This window comes from Sporolactobacillus caesalpiniae (assembly GCF_040513385.1).
Classification (GTDB): Bacteria; Bacillota; Bacilli; order Bacillales; family Sporolactobacillaceae; genus Sporolactobacillus.
Map to the genome: position 1 here is coordinate 315,310 of NZ_JBEVCB010000006.1, position 22,848 is coordinate 338,157.

Consider the following 22,848-nt stretch of genomic DNA (forward strand, 5'->3'; position numbering starts at 1 on the left):
TCTTTTTTCCTTTTCATTCTGAGTAAAGAACACCCCCGCTTCTCTGTAGTTAATACTGTGACAGATCGTGACTAATACACCATTTTGATTTATAGTGTGTAACGTGTGCTGCAAATTACTCAGTGGTTATATGAGGTGAAAAGATGACTGATCAAGCAAGAACTTCCAACATAACTTCCAAACGAAACGTGCCGCAATTCTTTAAACCTCTCTATCATTCTCGCGCATTCCGTGCATTATGGATTGGTAATACGCTTTCCGTTTTCGGTTCATCAATTACAGGTATTATCATTCCGCTGCTTGTTTATTCTTTGACTCAGTCAACTGTCGCTATGGGTTTTGTCATGACGGCTTATATGCTGCCAAACGTTCTCATTCTTCCTTTCGCCGGAATCATCGTCGATAAAGTGAATCGAGCGAAATTGATGCGCATGACAGACATCGTTCGCTGCGCGATGGCATTCACCATCATGAGCTTAGGAATAGGGGGACAACTAACCATACATCTGCTGTCAGGTATCGCTATTGTGCTCGGAATTATGGATGGGCTGTTTCAACCCGCATTTTCGGCAATGCGCGCCACAGTATTCACTCAAGATATCCGTACATCCGCGAATGCGCTTAACCAGTTAAGTATACAGGGGATGCGTTTGCTCGGACCAGCTCTTGGAGGCGTGATTGTCACTGTCTGGTCGGCACCGGTTGGATTTGGAATCGACGCTCTTACATATCTGATCTCTTTTATTTGTCTTCTATTTCTAAACAAAGAGGGCGAAATAAAAAAAGTAGTCTCAGATCCAAGAAAATCTTCCTTTATACGCGACTGTTTTGGCGGAATTGAGGTAATCAAGAAAAACACATGGCTTTGGGTCACCATACTAGCCTTTTGCTTCATTAACATTTGCACAACGGGCATCACCGTCATTATCATTCCCTGGCTGATGAACGTGCATCATCATTTTCCTTCATATGTTTATGGTCTAGTCATGTCCGGGCAAGCAGTCGGTGCTGCTCTAGCGGCATTCATTTTTGGCATGCGCCAAACTTGGCGGCATCGCGGTTTGATCGCCTATTTAGGTATTGCGATCGGTGGCGCAGCGTTTATTATCATGCCATTTGTCCCTAACCCAGCAGTCCTCACATTGCTCATGACAATCGAGGGATTAGGAAGCATGTCCTTCGGTTTGGTATGGGAAACAAGCCTTCAGGACCTTGTCGCTCCGGAAGCATTCGGCCGAGTTGCGAGTATTGATATGCTCGGCTCATTCGCGCTCATCCCTGTAGGGTATATGTTTACCGGATGGTTCGCTAGTGCGATCGGCGGCGTATCAGCAATGCTTGTTCTTAGCTGTTTGACACTCCTGTTCATCGCAATCGTTCTTTGCATTCCCGCCATCCGAAAATTTGATTAAGCGTCGTTTTCCGGACAGCTCAAGTTATTCTCATCCAAATTAGTGATTTTCCGAAAGCAAAAGCAGCCGGTTTCATGATCATTGACCATTCCCGTTGCTTGCATAAAGGCATAGCAAATCGTCCCACCAACAAATTTAAAGCCTCTCTTTTTCAGGGCTTTACTCATTAGCAGTGATTCCTCGGTTGAAGCGGGAATCGCTGCTTGTTCTTTATAATAATGGATCATCGGTTTTCCGCCTACGAAGGACCAGAGAAACTGACTGAACGACTGTTCCTTTTCCAGCTTCAAAAACATTCGTGCGTTTGTAATGATTGCGTTGATCTTTAGCCTATTCCGTATAATTCCTGGGTTTTCCATTAATTGTTCGACTTTCTCAACGGAATAATCGGCAACCGTTTGAGGATCAAAATTGCTAAATGCCTCGCAATACGCCGCACGTCGTTTCAGAATGGTGATCCAACTCAATCCTGCCTGCATCCCTTCTAAACAAAGCATTTCAAATAGTTTCTGCGAATCATATTGCGGGCGTCCCCACTCGTGGTCATGATAATCCAGATAAACCGGATCAGTGGTATTCCAAGAGCAACGCGTATATCCGTCATCATACAGTTCGGTCAGTTTAACCGACTCCTTTTTTAGTTAATTGATAATTTTCGTCTTAAAGATGGCATTCATATGACTCAGAAACAATTCATGCTGCTCTGTAAAAGTTGCCATTCCCCTTCGATGCGCAATCGTTTTATAACCTCTCGAATATGCGCCATACGCAGTCAGAAAATCACAGATATCCGTACAAACTCCGGTGAGGTGAACCGTGTCGATGTGACGTTCCTTCAACATACCATCCAAATCAGTTCTAATAAAAGCATCATACTCCGGCTTCGGGACGAAAATCACATTCGACTCCTGAGCATGTGCGGTGTACCATTCGTCAAGAAGTCCATAGAGCTTGGCACCCCATGTCCCTTTTATATTGTGCGGCGGCCACAGTTTAAAATGCGCATCATTCGGCTCATGAGCATCCATACAAAAGAACACCGGCTTTCCTTCTTTAAAAAAATGATCTGCGAGATCTTTAATATAAGGCACAATCTGTTGCGCAGGTTTGCCTGCTGTTAATCCGCCGCGATCATCAACAAAATCATTGCTCATATCAATCACAAGAAGCGCTTCAGACACCATAAGACAACCTCCCTAGTTTTCATTACCTATACTTTAACATGCTTTAAGTAACGGCAGCAGTGAAAAGCAAATTCTTGTTCCTAAAATTCATTTTGCTATAAAAATGAAAAGAGGGACTATGCTAATGAGCGTTATGAGGACTATGTATCCTGACGATATTATCAAAAATTTTGACTTTGAAAGGCTCAGCGTGGACCGTGATCAATTATCTGAACTCGGTAGAGGCTATCACAGGTTCTGGGTATACCCAGCCTGCTTGCTTTCAAAAATGGAAAGAACATCGCACATCTTCGGGCAGATAACCAATCCCCAGAGCAAATTAGTGGTTATTTGAAGATCATTGAGCCTATAAACTTATATCACAAAAGCGAGAGTAAAGGTTCAGTTCACCTTTACTCCCGCTTCTTTTATAAAACTATGGCACTTCAGCCATGCCGCTGATGCGTACAATCCGAATGACAGTCTGTGAAATTGATACTTTCGATTTGAACCGTTGAATGTTCCAGGTGATAGTCGGATAAGAGCTGTTCCACTCTTTTCAGCATCTCATCATGATTGATGCCGTCAGCAACTGTCAGATGGCAACTCAACGAAAGAAAGCCGGATGTGATCGTCCACACATGTAAGTCATGAATCCCTTGAACGCCGTCCAATTCCATAATTTGATCGTGTATCTCGTCAAGATCTAGATCATCAGGCTTAGCTTCCATCAATACATTAACCGAGTCACGTGTAACACCCCAACCGCTTTTCAAGATAAGGAGCGAGACAATCATACTGGCGATCGGATCGGCAATCCCCCACCCAAAGAACATAATGAGTGCTGAGGCGACAATTGCTCCGACTGACCCAAGCAAATCGCCGATCACATGCAAAAACGCGCTTCGAACATTCAAATTATCATCTTTTTCTCCCTGCATCAAAATCCGTGCCACTACAATATTGACGATTAGTCCAATCACTGCGATGACCATCATCTCTCCACTGGCGACTGTGGCCGGACGAACCATTCGAGAAATCGCTTCGACGATAATCCAAACAGAAATGATTAAGAGCAGCACTCCGTTAAACAGAGCCGCCAAGATCTCGAATCTTTTATAACCGAATGTTTTACGCCCGTTAGCCGATACTTTGTTTCCAATCACAATTGCGGCAAAGCTTAATCCCAATGAAATTGCGTCACTGAGCATATGACCGGCATCCGAGAGCAATGCTAAACTGTTGCTCAAGTAGCCGCCAATCGCCTCGACGATCATGAAACCTGTAATAATTATAAAGCTGATAAACAGCGCTTTTTGGTTTGTTGACTGATGCGTATGCGTGTGGTCATGCGTCATTTCATGATGAAGGTCCTTATGTTTTTTCATGTCGCTCTCGCCTCTTTCTAGTCGAAGTATCCAACAATTGAACATATGTTCAATTGTTCATATGTATAGTATCAAACTTTTATGGATAACTGTCAATATCATCATGGTCTCTTTTAGAGAATCGCAACTCACGAATTTTATTTGGTATACTAATAGATATAAGCGATTAAGAAAGGCGTGAGATGATGAATTTTGAAGAGCTCCATCATTGTGCAATTATTAGCTCCGATTACGCACGATCAAAACATTTTTATGTAGATTTACTCGGTCTTTCTATTATTAATGAAATCTACCGAAAAGAACGTAATTCTTATAAATTGGATCTGGCTGTTGGGAACGGATCAAGTGGACAAATCGAACTTTTCTCGTTTCCTACTCCGCCCGCTCGCCCAACCCAACCGGAAGCCTGTGGACTCAGGCATCTTGCTTTCTCAGTGAAAAATCTCGACGCTTCCGTGCAAGAACTCAATAAAAAAGGCATTGTTACCGAACCCATTCGTACCGATCCGATAACAGGCAGCCGATTCACCTTTTTCAGAGATCCGGATGATTTACCACTTGAACTCTATGAGAACTAATTCATTGCCTTTAAAACATGTTCGCATGGTAAAATAAGAAGAATTCGCAACTATTTGAAGGAGGACGTGCAGTGAGTATTCATATTGAGGCAAAACCCGGTGAAATTGCAGATCGTATTCTGCTGCCCGGTGATCCCTTACGCGCAAAATATATTGCTGAAACTTACTTAACCGAAGTCTCTCAGTATAACAATGTCCGTGGCATGCTCGGATTTACCGGAACATACAACGGGAAAAGACTATCGGTCCAAGGAACGGGAATGGGGATTCCATCAATCTCCATTTATGTAAATGAACTTATTCGTGACTACGGAGTAAAAAAACTGATCCGAGTCGGCACTTGTGGCGGCATTCAAACCGGCATCCATGTTCGAGACGTGATACTGGCAATGTCCGCTACCACAGACTCTTCGGTAAACCATAGCACATTTCCACACATTGATTTTGCACCAACCGCAAATTTTGATCTGCTTCAAAAAGCGTACAACATTGGCGTTCAGTCCGGACTATCTTTGCGCGCCGGCAACATTCTTTCAGCCGATGTTTTCTATCGCGACAGCATGGATATTGTAAAAAAATTAGGCGAGTACGGCGTTCTTGCTGTAGAGATGGAGACCTCTGCGCTGTATACATTAGCTGCAAAATACGGCGCTCAGGCGCTTACCATTCTCACTGTCAGCGATCATATCTTCTCGGACGAACCCGATACGAGCGCTGAAGAAAGACAAACAACATTTAATGATATGATCCATATTGCGCTTGAAACCGCAGTTAGTGAATGATCGATCTCTGCCTGGCCTTCGGTGAATACGAAAGCCTAGTTACATTCATTTCCTTAAAATCTTTTATTTTTTGTAGTGCGAAAAAACCATGATCCGCTCAATCGGAACATGGTTTTTTTATTTCTTATTTTGCCAGTTAAAATAATCGTTAATAATTTTGCGCTGATTTTTCAAAATCGTCTTGGGAAGTTCATGCTGTTTGCGGAATTCAAAAGTCTCAGATTCTTCAGGGTCAATCTTCCATTCTCCTTTAAAAGTATCGGTCACATAGGCAATGGTCACCGGATAATACTGATCACCATTATCCGCAACAGAAGGCGTTTTCGTACCTGAATATACTTGAAATAATTGAAGACCGGTCACTGTTAATCCGGTTTCTTCTCGGACCTCTCGAATCGCTGTTTGCTCTGCCGACTCGCCGAGCTCCATCAAACCACCCGGAAGCCCCCAGCTCCCGATAGGGAATTTCCGTTTCTGAAGCAGCACGGCGCCATTACCATCATGAATAATCGCAACAGAACCAATAAGCATGACCGGATCATGCCCAAGCTTACGGCGTAAATCTTGTACATACCCCATTTAGATAACTCCCCCTTAATCTCCCTTATTGCTTGCGCAATTGTATCAACTTGTAGACACGTGTGACAATGACCTTGCATACTGCATACATCGGAATCGCAAACAACATGCCAATGATGCCTGCAAGATTACCGGCTACGAGCAAGAGACAAATTATGGTCAGTGGATGAATGTCTAGTTTTCTCCCCATCACAAGTGGAGAAACCACATTCCCTTCAATTTGCTGAACAACAGTAACACCGACAATAACATAGACAGCTAGGATTGGTGATTGAATAAACGCGACAATGACAGCCGGAATCGTTGCAATAAAGGATCCGATAAACGGAATGACATTAGTAAACAGAATCACAAGTGCTAAAACAAGCGAGTAATGTAAGCCAATGATCAAGTACCAGATATAGATAAAAATGAAATCAAAGAGCAGAACAATCATTTGACCCTGAATATAACCGCTTAGTGTCTGATCCATGTCTTTAAGAATTTCACGCGCTTTTTCTTGATGGACAACTGGAATGAATTTTGTCATGCCGTGCGAAATCCGATCGCTGTCCTTTAATAAATAGAAAAGTATAAAAGGGACAGTGGCAATAATCAGAACTGTGCCGGTAATTGATTGAATAATTGATAGTACGTTATTTCCAATCGATGTCGCCATTGTTGAAAGCGACTTCGAAAATCGGTTTGCGAAATCAAGGTATGGAATCTCATCCAAATGCATTTTGGAAAAAATTTCACTTTGCTGAAAGTTAATCAACTGCTCACTTAGTTGCTGCACAAGACCCGGCATGCTGTTAATCAACGATAGAAACTGACTGTATAAAAGTGGCCCAACATTAAACGCCAATAAAGTGATAAGTCCGATGCATACTAAATATATGATAAGAATGGCAACAATCTTCGGAATTTTTAGCCGCATCAAGCCTCTTACGAGCGGGCGAAGCAGGTAGTAGAGCAAGCCGGAAATGACGAGCGGAGCGGCAAGTGATGTAAACAGCACACCAACCGGCCGCAGGACAAATGTTAACTTAGAACCTACCATTAATATTACTAGAATAAGAAGCACCCAAACCGCGAAACGGAAATATTTTGATTTTGGCATGACCTTTCCCCTATCTTCAAACAACAACTATAAATGTATTTACTCTCACATTGTACCCCATTTTCCGGCCATTAATCCAATATAATCCAATTGGAAGATCGAATTATATATATATATTCATTGGGTAAAAAAACAAACAGCACTGCCTCAAGAGAGGGTGCTGTTTACAAATTCATCATACCATCATAGAACTAATTTGAATGGCGTTTCAAGATTCGCCTTCACTGTGGCTAAGAAAGCCGCTGCCGGAGCGCCATCAATTGCCCTATGGTCAAAGGTTAGGCTAAGCGGCATCATGCTGCGTTTCTTCAGCTCGTCGCCAAAATAAACCGGCTGCTGACTAATGGTGCCCACACCTAGAATACCTACTTCAGGAGGGTTGATGACCGGTGTAAAGAATCCAACACCAGAGGTTCCAAGTGAAGTAATCGTAAAGGTTGAACCGCTTAGCTTCAGCTGATTTAATTCATTACCACGTGCTGCTTTGCTTGCTTTGCGAATTTCACGTGAAATTGCGCTCAACGATTTTTTATCTGCATTTTCGACGACTGGAACAACCAGACCCTCATCCAGCGCAACCGCTACACCAAGATGAACCTCATCAAAGGTGGTGATCGTATCGCCTTCATAAAGACTATTCATCGATTTGTGTTCTAGGAGGGCGTTGATTACTGCCTTCGCAATAAAGTCAGTAATCGTTAAGCGCACCTCATCATTAATTTGATAAGCTTCACGAGCTTTCTTTTGGAACGCGATTAATTCAGTTACATCAACAGTTGTCTGCAAGGTGAGCTGCGCAGTTTGTTGAAGACTAGTAAACATACGTTCCGAAATAACTTTTCGCATTCCAGTGACTTTCTTCGCTTTTCCTGATGATGGAGCGGTAGTTGGTGCTGGTACAGCTTCTTGAGCAGGCTTCACCTCAGCAACCGGTTCTTGTGCTTTTTGCACGTGTGCTTGCGCTTCAGCTACATCTGCTTTTGTGATTCTGCCCATAGGTCCCGTACCGGTTACCGTCGCCAAATCGACATTTGCGATTTTCGCTAAGCGGCGTGCTGCCGGGGAAACCCGCAATCTCGGTTCATCGGTTGATACCGGTTCAAGAGAAGGTTCAGGTTGAGGCGCCGCGGCAACGGGCACTTCCTTTTTCGCTTCTGCCTCAGGTACAGCGGCACTTTCCGTACTCACTTCTTCTCCGGGAGCACCGATATAACCGAGTGCGTGACCGATCGGAACAACGTCATCAACGTCTGCTTCAATATCGATCAAGACACCCTCCTCAGGTGCTTCAAGTTCTTTTTCAATCTTATCTGAACTGATGGAGACTACCGATTCGCCTTTTTTAACCGGATCTCCCTTCTGTTTCAGCCACTCGACTACTGTTCCTTCTTCCATGCCCATGCCCATTTTCGGCATAATGATTTCTACCGCCATTTTGTTCTCGCTCCTTTCAAATAAAATCAACAAGGATGCTCGTTTAGGTTATACGGCATCACAATTTTTCAATGGAGTACAGAGCCTATTACACTGCCGAGAATACTTTATTGCCAACCATAACGCTAAATGCGTCGATAATTTTCTGTGGGGTCGGCATATACAATTTTTCAAGCGGCGGAGAAAAAGGCACTGGAGCATGAGGAGCAGTCACGCGCTTGATCGGAGCGTCCAGATAATCAAAGGCTTTATCACCAACAATTGCTGCAATATCTGTGGCAGCACTGCAACGCGGATAAGCTTCATCTACAATGATCAGACGACCGGTTTTTTTCACTGAATTGATAATTGTGTCTTCATCGAGCGGCGACAACGTTCTCGGGTCAATAACCTCAGCCTCAAAACCTTTTTTCGCTAGTTGATCGGCTGCTTTCAATGCCGTATAAACCTGTTTGCCGAGTCCGACAATCGTTAAATCCTTACCCGCACGTTTGATCTCAGCTTTGCCGAACGGAATCGTGTAAAAGCCTTCGCCGACTTCACCCTTCATTCCATAAAGTGTCTTGTCTTCAAAAACAATCACCGGATCATCATCAAATATTGCGCTTAACAATAACCCTTTCATGTCATATGGATTGCTTGGAATAACCACTTTTATTCCTGGTATGTGTGTGAAAAGTGCGTACAAGCTCTGCGAATGCTGAGCTGCCGCATTAAATCCCGCCCCGTCAATCGTTCGAATTGTTAACGGAACTTTTGCTTTCCCGCCGAACATATAATGAAATTTTGCGGCCTGATTCATCACTTCATCCAAACAGCTGCCAATAAAATCGTTGAACATCAATTCTGAAATCGGACGCAACCCGGTCGCTGCTGCAGAAACAGCCGCACCCATATAACCCGATTCAGCAATCGGCGTGTCAATCACTCGATCACGTCCAAATTCTTCAACGATTCCTTTGGTCACACCAAACACGCCGCCCCATGCGCCTTCATCTTGCAAATGATCGACTTCGGCGCCGCCTGCAACGTCTTCTCCAATTAAGATAACATCATCATCTTTACGCATCGCTAAACGTATCGCATCATTAATCGCTTCTGAATAACTCATTTTAACTGCCATTGCGAGCACCTCCAGATTTATCCAATCGGTTTAATAAGAAACATACACGTCGGTAGTAACTTCATTAGCATCTGGGAATGGACTTTCTTCACTGAATCGGATTGCTTCATCTATTGATGCCTTTACTGCACCGTCAATTTTTTTGATATCTTGATCAGTCAGGATTTTTTGCTTTTTAAGATAGTCTTGGAATCTGACAATGGCATCGTCTTCAGTGACTGCCTTTTTCTGTACTTCTTTATCTTTATAGGATTGTGTGTCACCTTCAAAATGTCCGAAATCACGATAGGTCATGCATTCCAGAATCGTAGGACCCTCGCCCTTTCGCGCACGCGCCACAGCTTTTGCTGCTGCTTCATATACTGCAGGAAGATCTTTTCCATCCACCGTTTCGCCAGCAATTTTATATACTTTAGCAAAATCTGATATCTGATCCGCTGCTGCTGCATAGTCGAAGGTTGACGCTTCTCCGAATCCATTATTCTCACAAACAAAAATGACCGGTAATTTCCAAATAGCCGCCATGTTTACTGCCTCATGGAATGTGCCATGATTGCTCGCGCCATCTCCGAAAAAGCATACGGCCACATTTTTTGTTTTCTTCACCTTTGCTGTTAGACCCGCGCCAATTGCTAGCGGCAATCCCGCACCAACAATGCCATTCGCGCCCAACATACCTTTCGATACGTCGGCGATGTGCATCGATCCGCCTTTGCCTTTGCAAAGACCCGTTGCCCTGCCATAGATTTCCGCCATCATACCATTCAAATCACAGCCCTTAGCAATGCAGTGACCATGTCCTCGGTGCGTGCTTGTGATACTGTCATCATCAGTTAGATGCGCACAAACACCAACAGCTACAGCTTCCTCGCCAGCATACAAATGAACAAATCCAGGGATTTCACCCTTTGCAAAAATATCATGTACAGCAGTTTCAAATTGGCGAATCTCTTGCATTTTCGTGTAAATCCATTTTGCTTTCTCAACGGTCATGTCTTTAGCAGCTACTTGTGTATCAGTTTGCATTCTGACTCCTCCCGTCATTTACCACTCACAAAACATTAATGTAAGCGCTTTCCTACATATCAATAATACATTATTTGTATACGTTATGCAAAGAATATGTATGCGCATTTTTCTCTAAGGTCTATTTCATTTTCAGAAGTGATCCAAAGACCTTTTCAAAAATGGCTGGGCTCAGTTGATAAATTTTATTGCATATACCCATATACCATGGAATGTTTACTTCTCTCTTTTTCTTTTCGATCGCGCGCATAATTTTTTCAGACGTTGTTCGTGCGTCAAGCATGAAGCGACCGACATTCTCAACATAGTGACCTGATGGATCGGCAAAATTATGAAATGGCGTGCGGATCGGCCCGGGATTTACAACGGTAACACGAATCCCATTACTTTCGAGTTCCATTCTCAATCCATTTGAAAATCCAATTACAGCATGCTTCGTGGCTCCATATATCACCGATTTTGGAGTCGTAATGATTCCGGCGATCGAAGAAATATTGACGATATGTCCACCATGTTTTTCCCGTATCATCATCGGAATTACTGCTTGAGTACAATAGATAAGACCACGTACATTCACATCCAGCATTTGATCGATGATCTGATTATCCATATCAATAAATGGCTGAAATTTTCCGATTCCGGCGCAATTAATTAAAATGTCGATCCTCCGAAAACGCCGACTGAGTCTCTGGAAAAGGGAACGAACAGCTTCTGCCTCACTTATATCTATTGAATAATAAAACGATATTCCGCCTTCGATTTCGATTTGTCTTTGTATTTCGGCAAGCTTTTCAGCGTTACGTGCCAACATAATAACGTTTGCTCCTTTTGATGCAAACAAACGAGCGAGCTCACTTCCAAGTCCGCTTGAAGCTCCGGTAATAACAATTGTTTTGTGTTGAAACATAGACTGCATACCTCCAATGGCAAATGATCACACAGGACTACCCACTTATTATAATAAAAACAAATCCAATGGAAATTCGTCGCAAAAGTAGTGTTACATAACATTGAACTTACCTTCATTTAAATTTCGAAATACCATTTTAAATCACTGTCCGGAGATATATATGCCGTTTCAATAAGTAAAATATTAAAATAATTGTCGATTTTGAAAAGGCTTACATAAATAAATGAATATTTTTAATATTTTGTTGTAACTTTTACTGACATGATATGTTATAATTACTTCATTCAAAAAAAAGGGGGCATCAGATTACATGAAAGAATTATCTGTAAGCGTTGATTCATTGTGGGTATTGATTTCAGCTATTTTAGTTCTTCTTATGCAAGCAGGTTTTGCTTTTCTTGAAGCAGGTTCACTGCAGAGCAAGAACGCAGGACATATTACAGGCAAGCAGATTATTACTCTCGCTGTTTCGTCGATTGTTTTCTGGGCAGTTGGTTACGGAGTAGCATTTGGAGAAGGCAACGCATTCATTGGGACTTCGGACTTTTTTCTAAACGGTGTTCCAAGCGGAGCTGATTCGATTTTCGTTCTTTTCCAAACTGCTTTTGCCGCTGTATCATTGGCGATCGCGTGGGGCGGTTTTGCGGAACGCGCAAAGCTCGCTGTTTACTTTATTTTCGGTACAGTGTTTGTCGCCATTATTTATCCGGTTGTCGGACACTGGGTATGGGGCGGCGGCTGGCTGTCCACTCTAGGCATGCAGGATTTCGCCGGGTCAACAGTCGTTCACCTTCAAGGCGCGACTGCCGCATTAGTTGGTACATTGCTTCTCGGACCTAGAATTGGCAAGTTCATAGACGGAAAAGCGAAAACAATTCCGGCTCACAGCATTCCATTTGTTTATCTTGGTACTTTTATTCTTTGGATTGGCTGGTTCGGATTCAACGCCGGCAGTACAGTCAGTGTAGGCAACGGAGAATTCTTCGGCTATGTAGCACTGACTACAAACCTCGCGGCAGCTGCCGGTGCTCTTGGCGCTTTGTTCACCGCGATGGCTCTCAGAAAAACTGCAGACATCGGCGCAATGTGTAACGGTGTTCTTGCAGCATTGGTTGCCATCACAGCATCCTGTGCATTCGTTGAACCTTGGGCAGCTATTGTTATCGGTGCGATTGCCGGCGCATTCACTTACTGGACTTCGATCGCTCTTGAAGCAAAAGGTCTTGACGATCCAATCTACGCATTTTCTGTTCATGGTATTTCCGGTGTCATTGGTACACTTTCAACAGGATTCTTTGCAGCACCGGCCTTGGTTAAAACTGCTGGTGTCGGTAAAGCAGGTCTCTTCTATGGCGGCGGCTTTCATCAGCTGGGCGTTCAAGCTCTCGGTGTTATCGCGGCATTCGCATTCGTTGCAGTCGCTTCAGTAATTGTTCTCTCAATTATCAAAGCGACGATTGGACTTCGTATTTCTGCTGAAGCGGAAAAAGCTGGTCTTGATGTCAGTGAACACGGTGCATACGGCTACGGTGAAACTGAAAAATAATTAATCACCACTATTACTTAATGAATTAACAACGTACATGTAAAAAGGTTCCCAAGTTGCGGGAACCTTTTTTTATACTATAAATACCTTTAGAATTCGAAGCGAAAATTAAAAAGCGCAACTAAAGTTGCGCTTTTGCCAGCACGATCATTTTCTTGGTTGGTGCTTTAACTCAAACGTCCACAAGTCATGAGCTACATAGGTCTGCTCAAATACTTCTTTCGCCTCTTCTAGCAAGGCTAACTGCTCTCTTTTTTGATAGCGAGAACTTAAGTGCGATAAAATCAGCACCTTTACCCCAGCTTTTTGCGCAATCTCTGCAGCCTGAAGCGAGGTTGAATGGTGATACTCATGGGCAAGACGTGCAGAATCACCACGGAATGTCGCCTCATGTACAAGAACATCTGAATCTCTTGCAAGCAGAAGCGTTGCGCCGCATGGTCGTGTATCACCTAAAATGCTGATATGACGACCCTTTCGCTTTGTTCCGATGAAAGGCGCAGTCTTCAAAATACTCCCGTCCTGAAGTACAACCTGCTCTTGTTCTTTTATTTCTTTATAAATCGGACCCGGACGTATACCTATGCTGACCAACTTATCAACTAATAGTTCACCAGGCTGATCTTTTTCGCTAATCCGATACCCATAACTTTTTATCCCATGATCCAACTCACCTGCTGTTACAACGAAGTGTTCATTTTCATATACTTCACCCTCAGAATCGATTTCATGAAAAGTTATCGGATAATAAAGGTGAGTACCGGATAAACGAAGAGAAGTTTCCACATACTCTTTTAGGCCTTTTGGTCCAACTAATGTTAAAGGAGAATCAGCCCCTTGAAATGAACGACTGCCAAGAATTCCCGGCAAACCAAAAATGTGATCTCCATGCAAGTGTGTGACGAAAATAACAGAAAGTTTCGTCAGCTTTACTGAAGTATAAAGAATTTGCCGCTGAGTACCTTCCCCGCAGTCAAAAAGCCAGAGCTCTCCATCATATTCCGGAAAGCTCAATGACAAAGAAGTCACATTTCTTTCCTTTGCCGGCATCCCCGCTCCCGTTCCTAAAAATGTAAATTTCATTTCAACCATCCTTCTACAGCTTAAACGTCAATTATATTTATTAAGTGGCACTTCCAATTTGGAAGTTGTAGTCGTTCGTTTCTTATCAAGCAGTCGCATCGCTGGTAATAAGGTATTCTCACCAAACTGATCATTAATCTTATCGATGAGGTCAACAATCCGCTCCGTTTGTGCGTCCTCCTGGTATGAAAACAGATCGAGCTGTTTCGTTGAATCAACAACGGATTGAAATGACGCAAGAGTGATCCCAAGAAGACGAACATCTTTACCGTTCCAATTCGCTTGAAATACCGAAAAAGCGAGGCACTCTATTTCATCCAAATTACGCAGAGGTTGAACCGTAGTTTTATGCCTCGTAATTGTCTTCCAATCATGGAAACGAATCGTCACAATGATTTCATAGCTCGCCACATGCTCTTTTTTTATTTGCAACGCAAGTTTCTTCGAAAGCTGATGCAACGTCTCACGGATCGCACCAACCGAATGCGTGTCTCGGGACAAAGTAACTGAATGGCCAATGCTCTTATAGCGATCCCAAGCGTCAGGATCAACCGGGCGATTATCGCGTCCATTCGCCATATCGTAAAGGCGTCTGCCGTTCACTCCATAATTTTGCTCAATTTTTTGGGGATTTTGCTTCGCTAAATCCCCAATTGTTTCTATACCGGCTGCTCGGAATTTCTTTTCTGTTTTTGGACCGACGCCATGCATTTTTCCAATTGACATCGGCCATAAAATCGCAGCTAATTCACGTTTCCGAATAACAAACATACCCATTGGTTTTTTCATGTTTGACGCCATTTTCGCTAGAAATTTGTTTGGCGCGATGCCAATGCTGCAAGGCAAGCGCAATTGACTTGCGATTCGATTTTGAATCTGAGTTGCAAGCTCCATGGGATGAACACGCTGAATCAACGCGCTGACATCGAGGTAACCTTCATCAATTGACGCTTTTTCAACGAACGGCGTGTACTCCTTGAGCATATCAAACAATTGCTCTGAGGTCTGACGGTACAACGAAAAATCAGGATGCCGTACAATAAGATCCGAGCATAGCATTCTCGCTTCACGAACCGTCATCGTTGTCCGAATTCCCAACTTTCTCGCTTCGTAGCTGCTTGTCACGATAATGCCATGGCGTTCCTCAGTTTTCCCAGCGATTGCTAGCGGTTTGCCCGTCAGTTCAGGATGATTGGCGATTTCAACTGAGGCGTAAAAGCTATTCATATCAATATGAAAAATGATTCTCGCACTCGCCATCGTCATTCTCCGCCTTTAACCTATTTATTCTCTCTCAGATTAATCTTTTTCAATCGCTTGATCAATTAATGCAAGGACCAATTCACTCGTTTTGACCAGTTCTTTAATCGCGATTCTCTCCTTAACCGTGTGAATGTTCTCATAGCCAACGCCTAAATTAACTGTAGGAATTCCTTTGCCGCAAATGACATTGGCATCACTCCCGCCGCCGCTTTGAAGCAGACGCGGCGTTCTGCCAACAGCTTCAATCGATTTTGAAGCAAGCTGCACAACAGCATCTTCGTTTCCAAAACGATAGCCCGGATACATAAAGTCCACATGAATGTCCACGTTTCCTCCCATTGCTGCAGCCGTATCTTCAAATGCATCAGTCATTTTCTTAATTTGCTTGTCCATCTTACTTTTAACAAGCGAACGCGTTTCTGCAAGCACGTTAACATGGTCACAAACAATATTGGTCGCTTGTCCGCCTTCAAAGCGACCAATATTAGCCGTCGTGTCCTTATCAATTCGTCCAAGCGGCATTCTGGCAATGGCTTTGGCGGCCAATGTGATTGCAGATACACCTTTTTCCGGTTCAATTCCAGCATGGGATGTTTTTCCAATTAAGTCCACAGATAATTTTGATTGAAAAGGTGCGGCGACAACGATATCTCCAACAGGTCCGTCACTGTCCAATGCAAATCCATAATCAGCATGAACTAAAGACATGTCCAGCGCCTTTGCGCCCAGCAACCCGGACTCTTCACCGATTGTAATGATGACCTGCACGTCAGCATGTTCCCGATGTTCATCCTTAATCACTTGAATTGCTTCCAGAACCGCTGAAATACCCGCCTTATCATCTGATCCAAGAATAGTTGTTCCATCGGAAGCAATGTAATCGTCCGTGATCACCGGCTTCACAGCTTTTCCGGGAAATACTGTATCCATATGCGTACCAAGAAAAATTGGCGTTCCTTTTACTGTTCCGGCCAAGGTACAGATGAGATTATTTGCGCCATGCCCCGTTGACTCCTTGGCACGATCTTCTTTCACATCCAGGCCAAGAGCCAGTAATTTATTTTTGAGCACTTCAAAAATTTGGCCCTCACTTCCTGTCTCTGAATCAATCTTAACTAATTCGCAAAAACTGTTAACCAAGCGTTCTTTATTAATCATTCCATTCACTCATTTCATTTGCATTTTTAATGATGTAACTCCGCTCATTTTCGTTCTATCGATTTCGACATAACTATAATAGCATACCAATCGTACTAAATAGATGAAGACGATTGAAAAAGCCCCACATTTTCCTCTATAATAAAAAGTAATCCATAATGAAAGGAATTATCAGCTCGATGCCTAAGAAACTATTTAAAGTAATTGTTTACTTAATGATTGGTGCACTTGTACTCTCAACAGTTTCTGTCTTTATCATTTCGATTATTAACGAAGCGCTCAACTAAGTTGATTCGATTGTACCTTGTTCCCCTTATCAAGACTAATTGTGAAAGTTGTTCCCTTTCCACAGTCGCTGCTCACATGAATTTCTCCGTGGTGCACATCAATAATTTTCTTTACAATGGAGAGTCCTAAACCATTACCTCCTTGCTGACTGCTTCTTGAACGGTCTGCTTTATAAAAACGTTCAAAGAGATGAACGAAATCCTCTTGTTTTATCCCCACTCCTGTATCAGACAGTCGGAATATAATCCGATCTTTTTGATTCTTTAATTCAACATGAATTTCTCCATCGTTCGGAGTGAATTTGATGCTGTTATGAATCAAATTCATCCATACCTGATTCATTAACTCACGATCAGCATGGATAATGACCGGTTCAAGTTCAATGTTCATAGTTAAATTTTTCTTATTCCACTGCGGTTCAAGAGCGAGCAAACATGATCTGATTTGCCGATCCGGTCGGTAATCGACCATATGCATTGGATGTCTTTCGTTCTCCAGCGTTGTCAATTTCAATAGATTGTCGCTTAGCTTTGAAAGACGATCGGTCTCCGTTTGAATAATTCTTAAATAGTGTGCGCGTTTATCTTTTGATAATTGATCATTCTCCAGAGCTCGCGCAAATCCTTTAATCGACGTCAGTGGCGATTGAATCTCATGCGAAACATTCGAAATAAATTCTTGACGGACACGTTCCAATTGTCCGAGTTCCTTTGCCATATAATGCACACTGTCAGCCAGCTGCACAAAAGGATTATGCCGGTTCTCCCCTCTTTCTAAAACCGGAACATCCAACTTAATCTCAAAATTGCCTTTCGCCATCTGCTGAATCGCCTGAATGATTGTCTGAAGATAATTCAATCGTTTAGGTTTCGTATACTTGCCGACCTTCTCCATGACAAAGCCAAAGAGGATGATGCCAAGAAGCGCACTTGCGACATGCAGCAGTAGTGGTGGTAAACTCGATCCGTAATAGTGAAATATAGAGCCAATCACCACATAAAAAAACACCCAGAAACTGTTAAGTAGAAGCAGCATCAAAATGAACAAACCGTGTGCCTTAATTTTTTTCATGGGCCATTTTCTCATTATGACTCTTCCAATCGGTATCCGATACCTCGGACTGTTTTGATTTCAAACCTGCATATGTCTGCGTCGAATCGCTCACGAAACCGTTTAACGTGAACATCAACAGTCCGTTCATCACCTTCGTAATCATAGCCCCAAATATTTTCAATTAAATCATCTCGAGTAAACGTTCGCCCCGGCGTGCCTGCAAGCATGAATAATAATTCAAACTCCTTCATCGGAATCATTATGGACTCCTTTCCATTAAAAATGGTATACGATTTTCGGTCCAAATTCAGGTTACCAACATGTATGGTTTGGGAAATGGAAACTTGATAGCGTTTCAATAGTGCTTTGACACGCATGACTAGCTCAATTGGTTCAAAAGGTTTTACGAGATAGTCATCTGCCCCAAGTTCAAATCCCTTAACTTTTTGCATTGTTTCGCCCTTAGCAGTTAACATCAGAATCGGTGTTTGAGAGGATCGGCGAACTTCTTGACAAAATGTCCATCCGTCCATCTCCGGCATCATAATATCAAGAATAATGAGGCCAACGGATTCTTGTTCTAATTTTTTTAAAGCTTGCACACCATTAGCCGCTTCGAGACAAGGCAGATTCTCATTTTCAAGAAAAACAGTGACCAATTCACGAATATGCGGGTCATCATCGACAACGAGAATTTTGTTCAACGTATCTACCTCCCTTTTACTATGTCATTTATATCCTTTTATTGTGTCGTTTAACTATGAACAGAAAATGAACCACCTACTATTAAAAATCATCCTTACAGCATAACGCATCACGAGGTATACTATTCGTTTGTTCACTATTATTAGCTTTTAAACAAATTAATTATAGCACATACGTTCTCTATTTCAGTTGTTCATACACTAAAATGTTTAGAAAAAACCGGGCACAGAGTGCACGTTCCTTACATACGAAAACTCCTTTGCTCCAAATACCGTTTTGAATCATCACCCTTGTGCGTGAACAGACATTTCTATGATCCTTAATTAAGTAACGAGTAAAATAAGCGGAGATTTTCCGCTTATATGCATCCTGGCGCTTGTTTCTCAAGTAAATAAAGGTAATTTTTCCGCTTATTCACAGAAAAACCTTCCATTTTCACGTTTTTTGATTCGATAAGCGGAATTTCTCCGTCTATTCAAGCTATTTTTGTATATTGCCATTGAATAGTGCCAACTGCGCCATATTTTAGAGCATGTTAGGACATAATATAGAGCCACTTGTGACATCACCAGAGCCACCTCCTGTATAATTGTCTTGTACCACAGGTACAAATTCATTTAATAGGAGGTTTTTGTGTGGTTAAATACCGTGAGATTCTACGTCTTCATGCACAGGAGTTAAGCATTCGAAGCATTGCTTCAAGCGTAGGTAGTTCTAGGAATACAGTCAGTGACGTCTTGAAAAAGGCTGAGGAAAAAGATATTTTATGGCCACTTGAAAAAGATGTTGATGATGCAGAGCTGCAGACACTACTGTTTCCGGAAAAGAATCAATCAGAGGTGAGACAGAAACCGGACGGTGACTACATTCATAAGGAAATGGCTCGGAGCGGTGTAACTCTATCTCTGCTTTGGCATGAATACGTTCAATCGTGCCGCGAGCGAAGAGAGATTCCTTATAGCTATCGGCAATTCTGTCGCTTTTATACCCGTTACGTCACTAAGACAAAAGCAACGATGCGGATTAAGCGAAAGCCAGGAGAAGCAATGGAAGTCGATTGGGCAGGACAAACGGCGTCAGTTAAGGATTCGATCTCTGGACAAGTGCATCCAGCTTATGTTTTTGTCGCAGTCCTTCCCTGCACCCAATACGCATACGTTGAAGCTTTTTTATCCATGAACACGACGAGTTGGATACACGCACATATCCATGCCTTTCATTTTTTTAATGGTGTTCCTCGAACTATTATTCCCGATAATCTTAAGACGGGTGTTGATCATTCTTCAAGTACAAATCCGATCATTAATCGGACCTACCAAGAATTTGCGGAATACTATCAAACTGTGATTATCCCTGCTAGAGTTCGTCATCCGAAAGATAAACCTAATGTTGAAGGCACCGTAAAAATCATATCCACTTGGATTATTGCCGCATTAAGAAATGGTCAGTACTTTTCCATCCAAGAACTCAATGAATCCATTAAAGAAAAATTAGTAGAATACAATCAAAAACCGTTTCAAAAGAAAAATGGAAGCAGACAATCCGCCTTCACGGAGGAAGAGAGCTTTGCGCTGCTCCCTTTGCCAGCTTCCCCATACGAATTAGCCACTTGGAAAACAGCTACCGTACCCTATGATTATCACATATCTGTAGAAAAAATGTATTACTCTGTTCCCTATGAATACTTAAAACATCAAGTAGATATTCGCGTGACCGAACGCATAATCGAAGTCTTCTATCACACGATGCGCATTGCCTCGCATGTTCGACTGTATGGAAAAATGGGTCAATTATCAACAAATCCTGATCATATGCCTGATCAACATAAAGACTATTTAACTTTTACACCAGAACATTTTTTATCCTGGTCAAAAACGATTGGCTCCCATACACATACAATGATCCAAGCGATTCTTACATCCTATAAGGTTGAGAAACAAGCTTTGAAATCCTGTTTAGCCCTTTCAAAACTGGCGGACAAATATTCAGTAGAACGGTTAGAGTCCGCATGCATGAGAGCGCTCAACTACTCTCCACGGCCTAATATTAAGAGCATCGCAACGATCTTAAAAACCGGACAGGACAAGCAGAAACAAGAAGCACTCGAACAAGAAAATAAAAATGAACAGCAAAAATCTCATGGGTTTATTAGAGGCGCAGCTTATTACGGGAGGAAAGAAAAATGACCAACGAAAGTACCCTTTCAAAATTAAATGATCTACGCTTAAGTGCAATGGCTGAGTATTATCATGAACAACTTCACAATCCTCAATTTAACGACCTATCCTTTGAAGAACGTTTCAGCCTGCTCGTGGATCGAGAATGGGATCGTAGGAAAAACAACAAGCTTGCCCGTCTCATTAAAAATGCCGGGTTCCGCTACCCTCAGGCGTGTATTGAAGATATTGAATATCATCCTGATCGCAAACTGGATAAGGCTCAAATTCTACGATTAGCCTCAGGCCATTATATACAAGAAAAGCATAACTTAATTATCAAAGGTGCCTCTGGGAACGGTAAGTCTTACATGTCTTGTGCATTTGGGATCGCTGCGTGTCGACAATTTTATACAGTAAAGTATATTCGCTTGCCAGATCTATTAGATGAACTCGCCGTCGCCAGAGGAGAAGGCATTTTCCAAAAAGTAATGAAAATGTACCGAAAGGTAAATCTTCTTATTCTCGATGAGTGGCTTCTCACTTCATTAAAGGGAAACGAAGCACGAGATTTACTTGAAATTGTAGAGGCAAGACACCAAACAGCCTCCACAATATTCTGCTCACAATTCGATACACAAGGATGGTATGAAAGTATTGGTGAAGCAACATTAGCCGATGCGATCTTGGATCGAATCATTCATGACTCTTATAGTCTCTTAATTGACGGAGAAGTATCTATGAGAGAACGGCATGGGATAAAGAAATAATTGAAGTTGAGCCACCATCGAACGATGGTGGCTCTTATGATGGCAAGAGTGGCTTTCAAATCTGGCCGAAGTGGCTCCGAAATATGGCACAAGTGGACTTCTCCGATGGCAATATACAATTTTTTCGTTCATTCTCTAAATAAGCGGAATTTTTCCGCTTATTTCTCAGATTGGACGCTTACCTGATCGCCCAGCCCAACCGAATCTTATGACCTTATCGTCGTACCTGCAAAGCAAAACGCTATACTGTCTTTACTTGTAAGAAAAATTGACGTTTCCTTTTGCTCTTTGTCGAAGAGCAAAAGGAAACGTCAATACCGTTAAACCCTCATAAATGTGATGGATTCATCATGAAATAAGTTCTAGAGTATCTAAATTTTATTTGGTAATTTATGAATTGATTTTACTTTTTTTCGGAAAAAATGTGCCAAACGAAGCTTCTGTACTGACTGATTTAACACATGAACATTCATTTCCATAATCGCAACGCTTAATAATACCATTCCTGCTCCAACATAGCCGCGTGCCGATAACGTTTCGCCAGTGAAGAGGTAAGCGAAGAGAACAGCAAAGACCGGTTCCAATGTAAAAATGAGGCCTGCATGATTAGATGTCGTGAATCTTTGTGCGATGGTTTGCATCATATACCCTGCTGCACTGCACAGGATGCCTAGACCCATGACAGATATCCAGGCTGCAGCCGTTCCAGGTAATTGAGGCTTTTCGAGTAGGAAAGAAATGATCAGTGCCAATATACCTGTGAATCCCATCTGCCAAATGCTAAAGGCAATTGTGTGCACATGTTTAATCATCCGGCCGGCGAGTACGATATAACCAGCGTTGAACATCGCCCCGAGGATACAAAGCAGATCGCCTACGCCCAATTTTATTGAAGCAGTTCCAGTCAAGAGGAATATGCCGACCAGCGATACCAATGCGCCAACCGTCACTCGATGTTCCGGCATTTTCCGCATAATTAATGCATGAAATAACGGAACAAAAATAACAGTGAGACTGACAAGAAACCCAGCCTTGGAAGCTGAAGTTGAGAACATTCCGAACATAATGCAAACAAAGACGCAAAGCAGCATAATACTTTGAACCAAGCTGTAAATCAGTGTCCTTCTATCCACCGTTCTGAACCATTTAAAAAATATGACTGCGGTGATAACAAAGGCAACTAGAAAACGGAGTGCAATCAAATTAAAAATGTTAAGGGCATCTAATCCTGTTTTCATAAACAGATAAGAAGAACCCCAGAAAGCCGTAACAAGGACAAGCATAAGATCAGCTCTTTGTTGATTCAATTTTTACGCCTCACTATCCGTT

General features: G+C 42.5%; 22 protein-coding genes. 7 read left to right on the plus strand and 15 right to left on the minus strand.

What is annotated here, in order from left to right; genetic code table 11:
* Positions 1–143: 143 nt before the first annotated feature.
* On the plus strand, positions 144–1,412 hold the full coding sequence (locus tag ABWW58_RS13865; RefSeq protein WP_353869667.1) for an MFS transporter: 1,269 nt from the start codon (positions 144–146) through the stop codon (positions 1,410–1,412).
* Here the strand turns inward: ABWW58_RS13865 and ABWW58_RS13870 are convergent.
* The 3 genes from ABWW58_RS13870 to ABWW58_RS13880 all read right to left on the minus strand — a co-directional run bounded on the left by ABWW58_RS13870 (position 1,409) and on the right by ABWW58_RS13880 (position 3,963).
* Positions 1,409–2,032: a DNA-3-methyladenine glycosylase I gene (locus ABWW58_RS13870; protein ID WP_353869728.1), complete on the minus strand. Its 624-nt coding sequence runs from the start codon at positions 2,030–2,032 to the stop codon at positions 1,409–1,411. The genes ABWW58_RS13865 and ABWW58_RS13870 overlap by 4 nt on opposite strands.
* Before the next feature lie 21 nt (positions 2,033–2,053).
* A complete protein-coding gene (locus tag ABWW58_RS13875) occupies positions 2,054–2,596 on the minus strand; it encodes a cysteine hydrolase family protein (RefSeq protein WP_353869668.1) in 543 nt (180 codons plus the stop codon).
* A 425-nt stretch (positions 2,597–3,021) separates the two neighbouring features.
* Entirely contained in the window at positions 3,022–3,963 is a 942-nt protein-coding gene (locus ABWW58_RS13880; protein WP_353869669.1) for a cation diffusion facilitator family transporter, read from the minus strand.
* Between the two features lie 185 nt (positions 3,964–4,148).
* On the opposite strand from ABWW58_RS13880, the gene gloA2 reads away from it, so the two are divergent.
* Together gloA2 and deoD are read left to right on the plus strand one after the other, a co-directional pair.
* On the plus strand, positions 4,149–4,541 hold the full coding sequence (gene gloA2, locus ABWW58_RS13885; protein ID WP_353869729.1) for an SMU1112c/YaeR family gloxylase I-like metalloprotein: 393 nt from the start codon (positions 4,149–4,151) through the stop codon (positions 4,539–4,541).
* A 71-nt stretch (positions 4,542–4,612) separates the two neighbouring features.
* Entirely contained in the window at positions 4,613–5,323 is a 711-nt protein-coding gene (gene deoD / locus ABWW58_RS13890; protein ID WP_353869670.1) for a purine-nucleoside phosphorylase, read from the plus strand.
* Positions 5,324–5,440: 117 nt separating this feature from the next.
* Here deoD and ABWW58_RS13895 read toward each other — a convergent pair whose 3' ends face one another.
* The 6 genes from ABWW58_RS13895 to ABWW58_RS13920 form a co-directional block, all read right to left on the minus strand.
* Positions 5,441–5,902, minus strand: coding sequence for an NUDIX hydrolase (locus ABWW58_RS13895; protein WP_353869671.1), 462 nt, complete (start codon positions 5,900–5,902; stop codon positions 5,441–5,443).
* A 25-nt stretch (positions 5,903–5,927) separates the two neighbouring features.
* Positions 5,928–7,004: an AI-2E family transporter gene (locus ABWW58_RS13900; RefSeq protein WP_353869672.1), complete on the minus strand. Its 1,077-nt coding sequence runs from the start codon at positions 7,002–7,004 to the stop codon at positions 5,928–5,930.
* A gap of 183 nt (positions 7,005–7,187) precedes the next feature.
* Complete coding sequence (locus ABWW58_RS13905; RefSeq protein ID WP_353869673.1) at positions 7,188–8,438, minus strand: dihydrolipoamide acetyltransferase family protein; 1,251 nt, start codon at positions 8,436–8,438, stop codon at positions 7,188–7,190.
* A gap of 88 nt (positions 8,439–8,526) precedes the next feature.
* Positions 8,527–9,561 (minus strand): alpha-ketoacid dehydrogenase subunit beta, encoded by a 1,035-nt coding sequence (locus tag ABWW58_RS13910; protein ID WP_093668912.1) that lies wholly within the window; start codon positions 9,559–9,561, stop codon positions 8,527–8,529.
* A 30-nt stretch (positions 9,562–9,591) separates the two neighbouring features.
* A complete protein-coding gene (locus tag ABWW58_RS13915; RefSeq protein WP_353869674.1) occupies positions 9,592–10,587 on the minus strand; it encodes a thiamine pyrophosphate-dependent dehydrogenase E1 component subunit alpha in 996 nt (331 codons plus the stop codon).
* Between the two features lie 121 nt (positions 10,588–10,708).
* Complete coding sequence (locus ABWW58_RS13920; RefSeq protein WP_353869675.1) at positions 10,709–11,494, minus strand: SDR family NAD(P)-dependent oxidoreductase; 786 nt, start codon at positions 11,492–11,494, stop codon at positions 10,709–10,711.
* Positions 11,495–11,807: 313 nt separating this feature from the next.
* Between ABWW58_RS13920 and ABWW58_RS13925 the strand changes: the two genes are divergently transcribed.
* Positions 11,808–13,043 carry an ammonium transporter gene (locus ABWW58_RS13925; protein ID WP_353869676.1) on the plus strand — a complete coding sequence of 412 codons (1,236 nt, stop codon included), beginning with the start codon at positions 11,808–11,810 and terminating at the stop codon, positions 13,041–13,043.
* A 147-nt stretch (positions 13,044–13,190) separates the two neighbouring features.
* Here ABWW58_RS13925 and rnz read toward each other — a convergent pair whose 3' ends face one another.
* From rnz to ABWW58_RS13940, 3 genes are read right to left on the minus strand one after another with little or no spacing between them, the layout of a single operon-like run.
* The gene (rnz, locus tag ABWW58_RS13930) at positions 13,191–14,126 is read right to left on the minus strand and encodes a ribonuclease Z (RefSeq protein ID WP_353869730.1); all 936 of its coding nucleotides are present in this window, start codon (positions 14,124–14,126) and stop codon (positions 13,191–13,193) included.
* Positions 14,127–14,153: 27 nt separating this feature from the next.
* On the minus strand, positions 14,154–15,386 hold the full coding sequence (locus tag ABWW58_RS13935; protein ID WP_353869677.1) for a DNA polymerase IV: 1,233 nt from the start codon (positions 15,384–15,386) through the stop codon (positions 14,154–14,156).
* A 39-nt stretch (positions 15,387–15,425) separates the two neighbouring features.
* Entirely contained in the window at positions 15,426–16,547 is a 1,122-nt protein-coding gene (locus ABWW58_RS13940; RefSeq protein WP_353869678.1) for a M20/M25/M40 family metallo-hydrolase, read from the minus strand.
* A 179-nt stretch (positions 16,548–16,726) separates the two neighbouring features.
* Here ABWW58_RS13940 and prli42 point away from each other — a divergent pair, with 179 nt between their 5' ends.
* Positions 16,727–16,834 (plus strand): stressosome-associated protein Prli42, encoded by a 108-nt coding sequence (gene prli42 / locus ABWW58_RS13945; protein WP_353869679.1) that lies wholly within the window; start codon positions 16,727–16,729, stop codon positions 16,832–16,834.
* Here the strand turns inward: prli42 and ABWW58_RS13950 are convergent.
* Positions 16,827–17,906, minus strand: a complete 1,080-nt coding sequence (locus ABWW58_RS13950) for a HAMP domain-containing sensor histidine kinase (RefSeq protein WP_353869680.1) — start codon at positions 17,904–17,906, stop codon at positions 16,827–16,829. The two genes, prli42 and ABWW58_RS13950, sit on opposite strands and share 8 nt — an antisense overlap.
* 14 nt (positions 17,907–17,920) lie before the next feature.
* Positions 17,921–18,592, minus strand: a complete 672-nt coding sequence (locus ABWW58_RS13955; RefSeq protein WP_353869681.1) for a response regulator transcription factor — start codon at positions 18,590–18,592, stop codon at positions 17,921–17,923.
* Between the two features lie 636 nt (positions 18,593–19,228).
* Between ABWW58_RS13955 and istA the strand changes: the two genes are divergently transcribed.
* The gene (istA, locus tag ABWW58_RS13960) at positions 19,229–20,779 is read left to right on the plus strand and encodes an IS21 family transposase (protein WP_353868039.1); all 1,551 of its coding nucleotides are present in this window, start codon (positions 19,229–19,231) and stop codon (positions 20,777–20,779) included.
* The gene (gene istB / locus ABWW58_RS13965; RefSeq protein WP_353868040.1) at positions 20,776–21,519 is read left to right on the plus strand and encodes an IS21-like element helper ATPase IstB; all 744 of its coding nucleotides are present in this window, start codon (positions 20,776–20,778) and stop codon (positions 21,517–21,519) included. Before istA ends, istB begins: the two co-directional genes overlap by 4 nt.
* A gap of 371 nt (positions 21,520–21,890) precedes the next feature.
* On the opposite strand, the gene ABWW58_RS13970 is transcribed toward istB, so the two are convergent.
* Entirely contained in the window at positions 21,891–22,826 is a 936-nt protein-coding gene (locus tag ABWW58_RS13970; RefSeq protein WP_353869682.1) for a DMT family transporter, read from the minus strand.
* Positions 22,827–22,848: the final 22 nt, after the last annotated feature.

Coding starts and splice junctions, on each gene's coding strand:
- ABWW58_RS13865 (WP_353869667.1), top strand. CDS start 144: ATGACTGATCAAGCAAGAACTTCCAACATAACTTCCAAACGAAACGTG.
- ABWW58_RS13875 (WP_353869668.1), bottom strand. CDS start 2,596: ATGGTGTCTGAAGCGCTTCTTGTGATTGATATGAGCAATGATTTTGTT.
- ABWW58_RS13880 (WP_353869669.1), bottom strand. CDS start 3,963: ATGAAAAAACATAAGGACCTTCATCATGAAATGACGCATGACCACACG.
- gloA2 (WP_353869729.1), top strand. CDS start 4,149: ATGAATTTTGAAGAGCTCCATCATTGTGCAATTATTAGCTCCGATTAC.
- ABWW58_RS13895 (WP_353869671.1), bottom strand. CDS start 5,902: ATGGGGTATGTACAAGATTTACGCCGTAAGCTTGGGCATGATCCGGTC.
- ABWW58_RS13900 (WP_353869672.1), bottom strand. CDS start 7,004: ATGCCAAAATCAAAATATTTCCGTTTCGCGGTTTGGGTGCTTCTTATT.
- ABWW58_RS13905 (WP_353869673.1), bottom strand. CDS start 8,438: ATGGCGGTAGAAATCATTATGCCGAAAATGGGCATGGGCATGGAAGAA.
- ABWW58_RS13910 (WP_093668912.1), bottom strand. CDS start 9,561: ATGGCAGTTAAAATGAGTTATTCAGAAGCGATTAATGATGCGATACGT.
- ABWW58_RS13915 (WP_353869674.1), bottom strand. CDS start 10,587: ATGCAAACTGATACACAAGTAGCTGCTAAAGACATGACCGTTGAGAAA.
- ABWW58_RS13920 (WP_353869675.1), bottom strand. CDS start 11,494: ATGTTTCAACACAAAACAATTGTTATTACCGGAGCTTCAAGCGGACTT.
- ABWW58_RS13925 (WP_353869676.1), top strand. CDS start 11,808: ATGAAAGAATTATCTGTAAGCGTTGATTCATTGTGGGTATTGATTTCA.
- rnz (WP_353869730.1), bottom strand. CDS start 14,126: ATGAAATTTACATTTTTAGGAACGGGAGCGGGGATGCCGGCAAAGGAA.
- ABWW58_RS13935 (WP_353869677.1), bottom strand. CDS start 15,386: ATGGCGAGTGCGAGAATCATTTTTCATATTGATATGAATAGCTTTTAC.
- ABWW58_RS13940 (WP_353869678.1), bottom strand. CDS start 16,547: ATGATTAATAAAGAACGCTTGGTTAACAGTTTTTGCGAATTAGTTAAG.
- prli42 (WP_353869679.1), top strand. CDS start 16,727: ATGCCTAAGAAACTATTTAAAGTAATTGTTTACTTAATGATTGGTGCA.
- ABWW58_RS13950 (WP_353869680.1), bottom strand. CDS start 17,906: ATGAAAAAAATTAAGGCACACGGTTTGTTCATTTTGATGCTGCTTCTA.
- istB (WP_353868040.1), top strand. CDS start 20,776: ATGACCAACGAAAGTACCCTTTCAAAATTAAATGATCTACGCTTAAGT.